The organism is Sphingomonas sp. CFBP8993, assembly GCF_034044895.1.
Taxonomy (GTDB): domain Bacteria; phylum Pseudomonadota; class Alphaproteobacteria; order Sphingomonadales; family Sphingomonadaceae; genus Sphingomonas.
Genome location: NZ_JAXCWU010000005.1, coordinates 152,500 through 166,124, shown reverse-complemented (window position 1 = coordinate 166,124; position 13,625 = coordinate 152,500). Strand labels below are relative to the sequence as shown.

The 13,625-nt window shown below is 67.6% G+C and carries 10 protein-coding genes and 1 riboswitch; of the genes, 1 reads left to right on the top strand and 9 read right to left on the bottom strand.

From position 1 onward, the window contains the following. Window positions 1-39: 39 nt before the first annotated feature. Both SOM26_RS11895 and SOM26_RS11890 read right to left on the bottom strand, forming a co-directional pair. Window positions 40-1,482 carry a sugar porter family MFS transporter gene (locus SOM26_RS11895; RefSeq protein ID WP_320452938.1) on the bottom strand — a complete coding sequence of 481 codons (1,443 nt, stop codon included), beginning with the start codon at window positions 1,480-1,482 and terminating at the stop codon, window positions 40-42. A 150-nt stretch (window positions 1,483-1,632) separates the two neighbouring features. Continuing rightward, a complete protein-coding gene (locus SOM26_RS11890) occupies window positions 1,633-2,703 on the bottom strand; it encodes a LacI family DNA-binding transcriptional regulator (protein ID WP_320452937.1) in 1,071 nt (356 codons plus the stop codon). A gap of 109 nt (window positions 2,704-2,812) precedes the next feature. Further along, a riboswitch (SAM-I-IV-variant riboswitch) is annotated at window positions 2,813-2,922 on the top strand. Window positions 2,923-2,966: 44 nt separating this feature from the next. Here SOM26_RS11890 and SOM26_RS11885 point away from each other — a divergent pair. Continuing rightward, window positions 2,967-4,034, top strand: a complete 1,068-nt coding sequence (locus tag SOM26_RS11885; protein WP_320452936.1) for a threonine aldolase family protein — start codon at window positions 2,967-2,969, stop codon at window positions 4,032-4,034. Between the two features lie 52 nt (window positions 4,035-4,086). Here SOM26_RS11885 and SOM26_RS11880 read toward each other — a convergent pair whose 3' ends face one another. The 7 genes from SOM26_RS11880 to SOM26_RS11850 form a co-directional block, all read right to left on the bottom strand. Further along, complete coding sequence (locus tag SOM26_RS11880) at window positions 4,087-4,428, bottom strand: hypothetical protein (RefSeq protein ID WP_320452935.1); 342 nt, start codon at window positions 4,426-4,428, stop codon at window positions 4,087-4,089. A 65-nt stretch (window positions 4,429-4,493) separates the two neighbouring features. Beyond that, on the bottom strand, window positions 4,494-4,994 hold the full coding sequence (locus SOM26_RS11875; protein ID WP_320452934.1) for an OmpA family protein: 501 nt from the start codon (window positions 4,992-4,994) through the stop codon (window positions 4,494-4,496). Window positions 4,995-5,171: 177 nt separating this feature from the next. After that, window positions 5,172-6,251 carry an AI-2E family transporter gene (locus tag SOM26_RS11870; RefSeq protein WP_320452933.1) on the bottom strand — a complete coding sequence of 360 codons (1,080 nt, stop codon included), beginning with the start codon at window positions 6,249-6,251 and terminating at the stop codon, window positions 5,172-5,174. A gap of 217 nt (window positions 6,252-6,468) precedes the next feature. Further along, window positions 6,469-10,986: a glutamate synthase large subunit gene (gene gltB / locus SOM26_RS11865; RefSeq protein ID WP_320452932.1), complete on the bottom strand. Its 4,518-nt coding sequence runs from the start codon at window positions 10,984-10,986 to the stop codon at window positions 6,469-6,471. Then, window positions 10,983-11,585 (bottom strand): DUF2059 domain-containing protein, encoded by a 603-nt coding sequence (locus SOM26_RS11860; protein WP_320452931.1) that lies wholly within the window; start codon window positions 11,583-11,585, stop codon window positions 10,983-10,985. The genes gltB and SOM26_RS11860 overlap by 4 nt, the downstream gene beginning before the upstream one ends. Beyond that, window positions 11,582-12,145 carry a DUF2059 domain-containing protein gene (locus SOM26_RS11855; RefSeq protein WP_320452930.1) on the bottom strand — a complete coding sequence of 188 codons (564 nt, stop codon included), beginning with the start codon at window positions 12,143-12,145 and terminating at the stop codon, window positions 11,582-11,584. Before SOM26_RS11855 ends, SOM26_RS11860 begins: the two co-directional genes overlap by 4 nt. Continuing rightward, entirely contained in the window at window positions 12,142-13,593 is a 1,452-nt protein-coding gene (locus SOM26_RS11850; protein ID WP_320452929.1) for an NAD(P)-dependent oxidoreductase, read from the bottom strand. Before SOM26_RS11850 ends, SOM26_RS11855 begins: the two co-directional genes overlap by 4 nt. Between the last annotated feature and the right edge of the window lie 32 nt (window positions 13,594-13,625).

Here is a 13,625-nt window from a genome sequence, read left to right as displayed (position 1 = left end):
TTGGAAGCGGGCCCTTTCGGCATTCCGATTTCGGGACGATCAGCCCGCCATGTCTTCCAGCTCGCGACCGCGCGTCTCGTTGACCATCGCGCGGACGAAGAAGAACGACACCGCCGCGAAGAAGGCATAGCCGAAATAGGTCACGCTCAGGCCCGGCGACACGGCCAGCGCCGGGAAGCTGACCGAGATGGCGGCATTGGCGATCCACTGAGCAAAGCCCGAGACGGCCAGCCCGGACCCGCGGATCTGGTTCGGGAACATCTCGCCCAGCATGACCCACATGACCGGGCCCCAGCTGGCGTTGAAGAAGATGACGTACAGGTTCGCCGCGACCAGCGCGATGACGCCGTTATTGCCGGGCAGGCTGACCGCGCCGTTCGCCCCGGTGACCGCGGTCGAAAAGGCATAGGCGACAATCGCCAGCGTCACCGCCATGCCCGCCGAGCCGATCAGCAGCAGCGGCTTGCGGCCGATCTTGTCGACGGTCGCGATGGTGAACAGACACGCCGCGATCGACAGCACGCCCGACAGGATGTTGGTCTGGAGCGCGTAATCCTCCGAGAAGCCGACCGCCTCCCACAGCGTCGCGCCGTAATAGAACACGACGTTGATGCCGACGAGCTGCTGGAACACGGCCAGGCCGATACCCGCCCACAGGATCGGGCGGATCCTGCCGGTCGTCTTGTCGACCAGGTCGGACAGTTTGGGCTTGTGCTGGTCGGCGGACAGGCTGCGGCGGATTTCGGCCACCTTGCGGGTCGCCTCACCCTCGCCGAACAGCTTGGTCAGGACGGTATGCGCCTCGGCATCGCGGCCCTTGGCGACCAGGAAGCGCGGACTTTCCGGGATGATCGAGAGGGCCGCGAAATAGATCGCCGCCGGGATCGCCTGAAGCCAGAACATCCAGCGCCAGGCGGGGAAGCCCAGCCAGAATTCGGCGGTCGAGCCACCGGCATAGCGCGCCAGCGCGAAATTGGCGACGAACGCGCCGGTCAGGCCGGTGATGATCATCACCTGCTGCACGCTCGACAGGCGGCCGCGAATCGAGGCCGGGGTGACTTCGGAGATGTAGACGGGCGAGATGACGCTGGCCGCGCCGACGCCCAGGCCGCCGATGATGCGCGCGAAGATGAAGATCGCCGAGCTGCCGGCGGCACCCGCCAGCAACGCGCTGACCAGGAAGAGCCCGGCGGCCAGCATCATGACGTTGCGGCGGCCGATCGCGTCGGACAGGCGCCCCGCGCCGAACGCGCCGATCGCCGATCCGACCAAGATCGCGCCGACATTGACGCCGACACCCAGACGACCGAGGTCGAACGCGGCCTCCAGCCCCTTTTGCGTGCCGTTGATGACGCCGGAATCATAGCCGAACATGAAACCGCCGATGGTCGCGACAACGACGATCGCGGCGATGAATCCATGGTTGACGCGGATCGCGTCCCCACCCCTAGTCGAATCGGTCACCTCGGGCCCTCTCCTCATCCGCGCGGCTCACGTCTTCGCCTAACCGCGCGACTTAATCCTGTCACCGGCGCAAAACTGCCCGGCCTTGAATGGTAACGCTATCTTAAAACATCGCGCCGTCAAGCGGATGTATATGCGCTTCGTCCCGCTTCCGCATGGCGGGACCGGTCATGCGATCGCGCGCGGGCGCCGCCGCGGCGCCGCATCCGACTGACGCCGGATCAGGCTATAGTCGAGCATGCGGTGCGGCGCGGCCTCGCCCGTTTTCTGGCGGATCACGGTCGCCATCATCTCGACCGCGGCGCGCGCCATGTCGGCGATCGGCTGGTGGATGGTGGTCAGCTCGGGCCAGATGGTCGTCGACAGCGTCGTGTCGTCGAACCCGCAGACGGTCAGGTCGCTCGGCACGTCCAGGCCACGGCGATGCGCCACCGCCACCGTCGCGGCCGCCATGTCGTCGTTAGAGGCGATGATCGCGGTCGGCGGCTCGGGCAGGTCGAGCAGCCGTTCGGCCGCGTCCAATCCGGAGCGATAGGTATAGAGCCCCGGTGCGACCATGTCCGCGTCGAACGGCGCGCCCGCCGCCTCCAGCGCGGCGCGAAACCCCTCATATCGCCGGGCGCTGGCGGTCAGGTTCGGGTTGCCCGAGATGAAGCCGATGCGGCGATGGCCCAGCGTCATGACATGCCGGGTCATCTCCTCGGCGGCGGCGCGGTCGTCGATCTGGACCGCCATCGCCGAGTCGGGCATCTCCTCGGGCGAGCGGCCGGTCGCCACGACGACGGTCGGCACCCCCGCCTCGCGCAACAGCGAGAGCACCGGTTCGGCCTCGCACAAGGGCGGCGGCAGGATGACGCCGTCGATCCCGCCCTTGATCAGGTGGCGCGTCACCTCGACCTCATGGTCGCCGATCTCGCACTTCTCGACCACCATCTGCACGTCCAGCCGCGACGCCTGGTCCAGCGTGCCGAGCAGGAATTCGCTTAAGAACCCCTGGCTGGGATTGCTGTACAGCATGCCGATGCGGATCTGCGCCGCGCCCGCCAGGCTGCGCGCGGCGGGGTTGGGGGCATAGTTCAGCTGGGCGATCGCCGCCTCGACCTTTTCGCGGGTGGCGGGTCGGACATTGGCCTCGTTGTTGATGACGCGCGACACGGTCATCAGCGACACGCCGGCCTCTCGGGCGACGTCGCTGATCGTGGGAGCGCTGCTGCCGCGGCGCGAGGTCCTGATATTCATGGCCCTACGCTTCCACGTTTCGTGCCCGATGCGCAATGCTTTGCGGCCGAAAGTCAGGCGTGGAGCGGTAACACCCCTTGCGATTTCCCGTTCATGCCGGTAGTGCGCCCGCCAGCATCAAGAGTCGGGCCCATGCCCGGCACCAACCTGCCTCCCGGCAAGGTGGTGCCTTTCCAGATGGAGAGGGATGTGGCCGAACCGGCAACAACGGGACGAACCGCCACTTCCTCATCCGACTCGCCCAAAGGCACGAAGGATTTGTGATGAAGACGGCCCCTCAGCATCTCGCGCCCCAGCAATTTGCCAGCGACAATTATGCCGGCATCTGTCCCGAGGCCTGGGCCGCGATGGCCGAGGCGAACCAGGGCTATGTCCCCGCCTATGGCGAGGACCCCTATACCGACCGCGCCGCCGACGCGTTCCGCACGCTGTTCCAGACCAAGTGCGAGGTCTTCTTCGCGTTCAACGGCACGGCGGCGAATTCGCTGGCGCTGGCCGCACTCTGCCAGAGCTATCACAGCGTGATCTGCTCGGCCTCCGCGCATGTCGAGACCGACGAGTGCGGCGCGCCGGAGTTCTTCTCCAACGGCTCCAAGCTGCTGGTCGCGCAGACCGAGGACGGCAAGCTGACCCCCGACGCGGTCCGTGCACTGGCCACCGGCCGCTCGGACATTCATTTTCCCAAGCCGCGCGCGGTGACGATCACCCAGCCGACCGAGACGGGGCAGGTCTATACCCTGGCCGAGATCCATGCGCTGTCGGCGGTGTGCCGCGAACTGGGCCTGCGGCTGCACATGGACGGGGCCCGCTTCGCCAATGCCTGCGCGGCGCTGGGCTGCTCACCCGCCGACATGACCTGGCGTGCAGGGGTCGACGTGCTGTGCTTCGGCGGGACCAAGAACGGCATGGCGGTCGGCGAGGCCATCCTGTTCTTCGACCCCGTGCTGGCGGAAGATTTTGATTATCGCTGCAAGCAGGCGGGGCAGCTGGCGTCCAAGATGCGCTACCTCGCCGCGCCCTGGATCGGGATGCTCGACACCGGCGCCTGGCTGACCAACGCGGCGCATGCCAATGCCTGTGCCCAGCGGCTGGCGGCGCGGGTCGCGGGGCTGCCCGGCATCGAACCGATGTTCCCGGTCGAGGCCAATGCCGTGTTCCTGAGTGCACCGCCCGAAGTGCTCGACGGCCTGCGCGCGCGCGGCTGGCGCTTCTATACCTTCATCGGCGGCGGTGCGCGCTTCATGTTCGCGTGGGATGCAGATCCTGCACGGGTCGACCAGCTGGGCGACGACATCGCCGCGGTGGCGGCCGAAGCGTTGCAGGCGGCATAAACGCCGGACGGACCATATTCCTTCCCTCCTGGTGGGGAAGGAAGAATCGGCTTCATCCCTCGGCGGCGAGACGGTCGAGCCAGGCCTGGGCCTGTTTGGGCTCACCCACCGCCTCGGGCCCGACCGGCCCGCGCGACGCGAGAAACTCGGCATGGAGCGCAAAGGGCGGCAGGCCCAGCTGTGTCCTGGCCGCGTCGATCGCCTCGCCGATCTCGGCCAGCTCCGCCACCACGGGGGCCGCCGCCGCGCGGGCCACGCGGTCCTTGCGATGGTCGAACAGCCCCCATTTGCCGCCCGCCGTTATACGCAGCGCCGCGATCAGCGCCTCGCGATAGTCGCTTTCCATTTCCTCGCGCTGCACATCCAACCGCGCCAGTCGATCACCCTTGGCCATGCCCCGGCCTTAAGCCGCGCCGATCGGGTGGGCAATCACCGACATGGCGTGCCGCGAAAACCGGATCAGGAAGCGGCGGGCGTCAGCGCGATCTCCACCCGGCGGTTGCGCGCGCGGCCTGCGCTGTCGTCGCTGCCGTCGGGCTTGGCATTGGGCGCGACGGGGCGCGTCTCACCAAGCGCGATGACGGTCATCCGGTCGCGCGCAATGCCCTTGCGCGCCAGATAATCGCGTACCGCATCGGCCCGCTTGCGCGACATGGTGCGATTGGCCGTGTCATCGCCGTCGCTGTCGGAATGGCCACGCAGCGTCAGGCGGCCCGTCTTCACCGCCGCCGGCTCCGCCATCCGGTCGAGCGTCGCCTTCGCCTCCCGGCTCAGGACCGCGCCCCCTTCGGGAAAGCCGATCGTCGCCAGGGGCGCATCGGGATTGGCGGATGGGTCCGGCGTCGCACGGGCCGAAGGCGACGGCTCGGGGATCGGCATTTCGATGACGGTGCCGTTCGTCCCCGCGGCACGGGCGACCGGCGTTTTGCCGTCGCCGCAGCCCGCCAGGGTCAAGGCCATGGCGGACACGATCATCCCGCCCCCCGGTCGCATTCGCATCCCCATCCCTTCAACGGCCATCACCGCGGGCCCGCCTGCCCGGCCGCTGGATCATAGGAACCGATTGTTGCGGTGCAAACAGGCTTCGCCGCGCATCCCGGCCCAAATCCCCCATTATGGGTCACCGCCGGTGTCGGATCAATCCGACGCTTCGGACGGCAGGGCAACCCCGCGCTGCTCGCTCAGGATCCGCCAGCCCGTCAGGAACAGCGCCGCCACGACCGGGCCGACGACGATCCCGCTAAGCCCCAGCAGCTCGATCCCGCCCAGCGTCGTCAGCAGCACGATCCAGTCGGGCAGGCCGGTGTCGCGGCCGACCAGGATGGGACGCAGGATATTGTCGGCCAGTCCGATGACCAGCACGCCCGAGGCGACGACCACCGCCCCCTGCCAGATCGCCCCCGTCGCCAACAGGTAGATGGCGACCGGCCCCCAGATGATCGCCGGGCCGATCGCGGGCAGCAGGGCGGCGATCGCCATCAGCACGCCCCACAAGAGCGCGGCGGGCACCCCGACGATCGAAAAAGTGATCGCCCCCAGCGCACCCTGCACCAGCCCGACGATGACCGATCCCTTGATCGTCGCGCGCACCACCGCAACGAAGGTATCCACCAGTCGCGTCGACACCTGCCCGTCCAGCGGCAGCGCGCGGACGAAGGCGGACCCCAGCCGATCCCCGTCCCGGATCAGGAAGAAGGCGACATACAGGCCGACGCCAAAGGCCAGCGCGAAGGCGAAGGCGTTGCGGCCGATCGACAGCGCCTGGCTCGCGATCTGGCTGACGCTGCTGCTCAGCGTGCGCGAGACGCGCTGCTGAAGCCCCTCGAAGCTGCCGACGCCCGAATTGTCCATCGCCTGGCGCAACCGCTGGGGCAGTGCATCGCGAACCTGCTGGAAATATTGGGCGAAGTCGATCTGGCCGCTGCGGAGTTTCAGATACACGCCCGAGGCCTGGTCGACGACCATGCTGCCGATCACCAGGGTCGGCACCACCACGGCGAAGGTGATGATGAGCATGGTCAGCCCGGCGGCCAGGCCGCGTCGCCCGCCCGTCTTGGTCAGCAGCCACTGGAACAGCGACCGGAACAGGATCGCCGCCAGCGCCGCCCAGAGCAGCGCCATCAGAAAGCCGGAAACCACCGCGATCAGTCCGATGGTCACGATCGCGAGGAAGAGGATGAATCCCCCTCGTTCGATCCGTTCGCGGTCGATGGTCATGCGGTCTTCCCCCTGTTCATCGCGACCAAACTGTCACGGCGACGCAACGGTTCCGTCTTGGGCTTTGCGAGTTGGACGGGATGGAATCCCGTTCCTCCCCTGCAAGGCGCGGGGGACCAGCGAAGCTGGTGGAGGGGTGTCCCGCTATCGAGGACGCGACACCCCTCCGTCAGGCCTGCGGCCTGCCACCTCCCCTACCAGGAGAGGAAAAGAGCTATCATTCCGCCGCCACCGCCTCGACGCTGTCGTCGAGCGGATGCACCAGCCGGCTCAGCATTTCCTTCGGACAGACCTGCCAGAAATGCCCGGCCACGCGGTCCCAATCCTCGAGCAGCCCCTTCGACCACTTGCTGTCGGTGCGCGCGGCATGGTCGGCGACCAGGTCGCGCAACACGCCTTCCCAATGCGCCGAGGCGAGACGCTGCCACACGATATTCTCGGGATTGGCGCGGCGCGGGAAACGCGCTTCGGGATCGTAGATGAAGGCCATGCCGCCGGTCATGCCCGCACCGAAGTTCGCGCCGACCTCGCCCAGCACCACTGCGGTGCCGCCGGTCATATATTCGCAGCCATTCGCGCCGCAGCCCTCCACCACCACGGTCGCGCCCGAATTGCGCACCGCGAAGCGCTCCCCCGCCTGGCCCGCCGCGAACAGGCGACCCGAGGTCGCGCCGTAGAGGACGGTGTTGCCGATGATCGTGTTCTTCTGGCTGGCCAGCGGCGAGCTGACCGCCGGACGCACGATGATGGTGCCGCCCGACAGGCCCTTGCCGACATAGTCGTTGGCATCGCCGAACACTTCCAGCGTCACGCCCTTGCACAGGAACGCGCCCAGCGACTGGCCCGCGCTCCCCCGCAGCCGGACGGTGACATGCCCGTCGGCCAGCTTGCTCATGCCGAACGTGCGCGTGATCTCCGAGGACAGGCGGGTGCCGACCGCGCGGTGCGTGTTGCGCACCGAATAGGTCAGCTGCATCTTCTCACCGCGCGAGAAGACGGCAGCGGCGTCCTTGATGATCTGCGCATCCAGGCTGTCCGGCACCTCGTTGCGGAAGGTCGACAGGCTGAACCGCCGCTCGGCATCGGTCGCATCGACCTTGGCCAGAACGGGATTGAGGTCGAGATCGTCGAGATGCTCGGCCCCGCGGCTGACCTGACGCAGCAGCTCGGTCCGCCCGATCACCTCGTCCAGCGAGCGCACGCCGAGGCGCGCCAGGATGTCGCGGACTTCCTCGGCGATGAAGGTCATCAGGTTGATGACCTTTTCGGGCGTGCCGGTGAACTTGGCGCGAAGCCGCTCGTCCTGCACGCAGACACCGACCGGGCAGGTGTTGCTATGGCACTGGCGCACCATGATGCAGCCCATGGCGACCAGGCTCAGCGTCCCGATGCCGAACTCCTCGGCCCCCAGGATCGCCGCGATCACGATGTCGCGCCCGGTCTTCAGGCCGCCATCGGCGCGCAGGCGGATGCGACCGCGCAGGCCGTTGAGGGTCAGCGTCTGGTTGACTTCCGACAGGCCCATTTCCCAGGGCGTGCCGGCGTATTTGATCGACGTCTGGGGCGACGCACCCGTGCCGCCGACATGGCCCGACACCAGGATGACGTCGGCATGCGCCTTCGCCACGCCCGCCGCGACCGTGCCGATGCCCGCAGAGGACACCAGTTTCACGCACACACGGGCGCGCGGATTGATCTGCTTGCAGTCATAGATGAGCTGCGCGAGATCCTCGATCGAGTAGATGTCGTGATGCGGCGGCGGCGAGATCAGCGTCACGCCCGGCGTCGCATGGCGAAGCTTGGCGATGAACTCGGTCACCTTGAAGCCGGGCAGCTGCCCGCCCTCGCCGGGCTTGGCGCCCTGTGCGACCTTGATCTCGATCTCGTCGCAGGCGTTCAGATATTCCGCCGTCACGCCGAAGCGGCCGCTCGCGATCTGCTTGATCGTCGAGTTGGCGTTGTCGCCATTGTCATAGGGCTGGTAACGCAGCTTGTCCTCGCCGCCCTCGCCCGACACGGCCTTCGCGCCGATGCGGTTCATCGCGATGGCCAGCGTCTCGTGCGCTTCGGGGCTCAGCGCGCCCAGCGACATGCCGGGCGTCACGAAACGCTTGCGGATCTCGGTGATCGCCTCGACCTGATCGACCGCCACGCCCTCGGCGGGGAAGTTGAACTGGAGCAGGTCGCGCAGATAGACCGGCGGCAGGTCGCCGACGCCGCGCGCGAATTGCAGGTACGTCGAATAGCTGTCGGTCGCGACCGCCGTCTGCAACAGGTGCATCAGCTGTGCCGAATAGGCATGCGTCTCGCCGCCGTCGCGCTGGCGATAGAAGCCGCCGATCGGCAGCGTCGCGACATGCTGGTCCCAGGCCGCCTCGTGGCGGATCATCGCCGAGTAATGGAGCGAGTTGTAACCCTCGCCCGAAATCTTGGCGGGCATACCGGGGAACAGGTCGTTGACCAGCGCGCGGGACAGGCCGACCGCTTCGAAATTATAGCCGCCACGATAGCTGGAGATCACCGCGATCCCCATCTTGGCCATGATCTTGAGCAGGCCGTCCTCGATCGCGGTGCGATGGTTGGCCAGGCACGTCTCGATGGTCATGTCGCCGAACAGGCCACGGCCGTGACGATCGACGATCGCGGCTTCGGCCAGATAGGCGTTCACCGTGGTCGCCCCGACACCGATCAGCACCGCATAATAATGGGTGTCGAGGCATTCGGCCGAACGGACGTTGATCGACGCATAGGAGCGCAGGCCCCGCCGGACGAGATGCGTGTGCACCGCCGCCGCCGCCAGCACGCCCGCGATGGCGACGCGGCCTTCGGAGACGTGCTCATCGGTCAGGAACAGCTCGGAGCGCCCTTCGCGCACGGCCTGTTCGGCCTGGTTGCGGATACGCTGGATCGCGGCGCGCAGACGGTCGGGACCGCCATCGGCCTCGAAGGTGCAGTCGATCTCCGCCGCCGAACGGCCGAAATGCGTCTTCAACCGGTGCCAGTCGGCCCCCGTCAGCACCGGCGAGTTGAGCACCAGCACCCGCTCGCGCCGATCCTCGGTGTCGAGGATGTTGGCGAGATTGCCGAACCGCGTCTTGAGCGACATCACATAGCGCTCGCGAAGCGAGTCGATCGGCGGGTTCGTCACCTGGCTGAAATTCTGGCGGAAGAACTGGCTGATCAGGCGCGGCTTGTCGGAGATGACGGCCAACGGCGTGTCGTCGCCCATCGACCCGATGGCTTCCTTGCCGCCCTCGGCCATGGGCGACAGGATCAGCTCCATATCCTCCATCGTCTGGCCGGCGGCGACCTGACGACGCAGCATTTCGCCGCGCGGCATCCGCACCAGCGCGTCCTCCTCGGACGGCGCAGGCAGCTGGTCCATGGTCAGGAACTCGCCGATCATCGCGGCATAGTCCTGCTCGCCCGAGATCTGGTCCTTGATCGCGCGGTCGTCGTACAGCTTGCCCTCGGCCAGATCGACCGCGATCATCTGCCCCGGCCCCAGGCGGCCCTTGGCGGTGATCGTCGATTCCGGCACCACGACCATGCCGCTCTCCGAACCCACGATCAGCAGGCCATCGGCGGTCAGCGTATAGCGCAGCGGGCGCAGCGCGTTGCGGTCCATACCCGCCACCGCCCAGCGGCCATCGGTCATCGCCAGCGCGGCCGGGCCGTCCCACGGCTCCATCACGGAGGCGAGATACTGGTACATGTCGGCATGCGCCTTGGGCGCGTCGAGGTCCTTCTGCCACGCCTCGGGCACCAGCATCAGCTTGGCGGTCGGCGCGTCGCGGCCCGACCGGCAGATCGCCTCGAACACCGCATCGAGTGCTGCGGTATCGGACGCGCCCGCCGGGATCACCGGCTTGATGTCCTCCGAATTGTCGCCGAACGCGATCGAGGCCATGCGGATCTCGTGACTGAGCATCCAGTTCTTGTTGCCACGGATCGTGTTGATCTCGCCATTATGCGCCAGGCAGCGGAAGGGCTGCGCCAGCCACCATTGCGGGAAGGTGTTGGTCGAATAACGCTGGTGGAAGATCGCCACGCGGCTCTCGAACCGATGGTCCTGCAGGTCGGGATAGAAGACCGATAGGCTCTCGGCGAGGAACAGCCCCTTGTAGATGATCGAGCGGCACGACAGCGAACAGATATAGAAGCCGCTGATCTGCGCCGCGATCACCCGCTTTTCGATGCGGCGGCGGACCAGATACAGGTTCTTCTCGAACTCGGCGGCGTCGACCTCGTCGGGCATCGGCCCGGCGATCATGATCTGCTCGATCTCGGGCCGGGTCGCCTGCGCCTTCATGCCGATGACCGACACGTCGACCGGCACCTGGCGCCAGCCATAGATGGTGTAGCCCGCCTCGATGATGACGCTCTCGACGATGGTGCGGCAGGTTTCCTGCGCGCCCAGGTCGGTGCGCGGCATGAAGATCATGCCGACCGCCAGCCGGTTGGGCAGCACCTTGTGTCCCGACGCAGCGATGGCATCGTCGAAGAAGCGGTGCGGCAGGTCGACGTGCAGGCCCGCCCCGTCGCCGGTCTTGCCGTCCGCATCCACCGCACCGCGATGCCACACGGCCTTCAGCGCGTCGATCGCCGACTGGACGACCCGGCGCGAGGGCTGGCCATCGGTGGCCGCGACCATGCCGACGCCGCACGCATCGCCCTCGAACTCAGGGCGGTACATACCATGCTCGGCGAGATATTCGCGCTGGTCCATCGTCATTCTCCGCTTGCGCCGAACCGGGTCATCACCCCGGCCACGGCCTTTTCCGTTTCCGCCCATTCCCAGGGCGCTTCTTCCGTAATCCAGCTCAGGACCGTCTCTTCGGTCCGGGGCCGCAGCGCCCGGACCTTGTCGACCAGCCCGGCCTCGGTCGTCATATTCGGCGGGACCGTCCCACTCTGCATCGTCGCGATCAGCGCCTGTCCGGCGGGCGTCGCGTAAAAGCGGTTCAGCGTCGCCAGTTCGGCATCGCTGAACGCCGCGCCGTAGATCGCCGCCTGGCGTTGCCACAGGACCGGCATCCGCTCATGCATCGAACGGGCGCGCAACGGCTGTATCGCCTGGGCGATCGCCCGGACGATGCCGGGATGCTTCACCTCGCGCGCCTGCATCTTCGGGTCACTCGCCAAGAGCTGCGCCACCATGGTGTCGGTGCCCATGTCGGCCATCTTGACGAGAAGCGCCTCCGGGTAGAGCAATTGCGCAAGCGCCAGTGCCGCCGGGCGTGGACGGGTCGACGCCGCCAGCGCTATCGGGGCGACCTGTTCGATCCCGCCCGGCACAAGCGCCAGTGCCACAAGGCCGACGACCAACGTCACTGACCGCCCTCGGCCTTGTCCAGCGCCTGGATCCGTGCGCGTATCTTCGGGAAGGCCGCCATGCCCGCCTCGCGCCCGACCGCCTTGCCCGCTTCGGACAGCCGCTGCTGCAATTGCGGTTGCAGGGCGAGCAGGCGCTTACCCGCCGCCGAATCATAAAAGACGATAATCGCCTTCAACTCGTCCTCCGAGAAATTCCGGCGATATTCCTCGGCGGCCGCCTCGGCGATGGCGGGATAGCGCGCACGGAAGGCCGCCAGCATCTCCTCCGAAGTGATCACGCCGACCTGTCGGCGTCCCTCGGACGTTGCCAGCCGGTCCTTGATCGCCTTCGGCGCGTCGCTCGCAGTCTGGAGACCGTTCACGATGTTGGCCGCGACCAGCGGCATCAACCCGGAGAACTGGAAATCCAGCGTCCGGTCGAGATTGAGCTTCCCGACGAGCGTGCGCGCGGTCTCGATCCGCCCACCTGCAGCCGCCGTGGCGGTGGGCGAAGGCGCGGTTTGCGCCGCAACCGGCGCAGCACCCAGCAGCGCCAGGAAGGCCAAGCCACGTGTCACGCCGCCACCTTCTCTCGCGCAGCCGTCTTCGCCCGTGCCTTGAGCCACTTGTGCATCGCCTGTGCGACGTCGCGGCCGTCGCGGATCGCCCACACGACCAGGCTCGCGCCGCGCACGATGTCCCCAGCCGCGAACACGCCGTCCAGGCTGGTCATCAGCGTGCGGCCATCGACCAGCACCGTGCCCCAGCGGCTGACGCCCAGTTCGGCGGTGCCGAACAGGCTGGGCAGGTCCTCGGCATCGAAGCCCAGCGCCTTGATGACCATGTCCGCGTCCAGCAGATGGTCGGCGCCCGGCTCGGCCTCCGGCGCACGGCGGCCGCTCGCGTCCGGCGCGCCCAGCCGCATCTTGGCGGCGCGCACGCCGGTCACCGTCTCGCCACCCTCGAAGCCGAGCGGCGCGGACAGCCAGACGAACTCGGCGCCCTCTTCCTCGGCATTGGCGACTTCGCGCTGCGAGCCCGGCATGTTGGCGCGGTCGCGGCGATAAAGGCACTTCACCGACTTGGCGCCCTGGCGGATCGCGGTGCGGACACAGTCCATCGCGGTATCGCCGCCGCCGATCACGACGACATTCTTGCCCGCCGCGTTCAGCGAGCCATTCTCGAACGCCTCGACCGTGTCGCCAAAGCTCTTGCGGTTGGAGGCGGTCAGATAGTCGAGCGCGGCGATCACGCCGTTCGCACCTGATCCATCCACCTCGACATTGCGCGCCTTGTATACGCCGGTCGCGATCAGCACCGCGTCATGGCGATGGCGCAGTTCCTCCAGCGTCGCGTCCTCGCCAACCGAGAAGCCCTCGTGAAAGACGATGCCGCCCGCCTTCAGCCGCTCGACGCGGCGCATGACCACGGGCTTCTCCAGCTTGAAGCCGGGGATGCCATAGGTCAGCAGGCCGCCGGCGCGGTCGTGCCGGTCATAGACATGGACCTCGTAACCCGAGATGCGCAGATACTCGGCGGCGCTCAGGCCCGCGGGCCCCGCGCCGATCACGGCGACCGACTGGCCGCGCTCGGGCCCCGGCACCAGCGGTTCGACCCAGCCCTCTTCCCAGGCGGTGTCGGTGATGAACTTCTCGACCGATCCGATCGTGACCGCGCCGTGGCCCGAAAACTCGATGACGCAATTGCCCTCGCACAGCCGGTCCTGCGGGCAGATGCGGCCACAGATCTCCGGCATGGTCGAGGTGGCGTTGGACAGTTCATAGGCTTCGCGCAACCGCCCCTCGGCGGTCAGGCGCAGCCAGTCGGGGATATGATTGTGCAGCGGGCAATGGACCGAGCAATAGGGCACGCCGCATTGCGAGCAGCGCCCGGCCTGGTCCTCGGCCGCCGGGGGCGCATAACGCTCCGCAATCTCACGGAAATCCTCCGCACGCGCCTCTGCGCCCCGCTTGGCCGGATAGGCCTGCTCGCGGCCCACAAACTTCAGCATAGAATCGTTCGCCATATGCGCCTCCGAAGATGCGGATATTGCGCAAG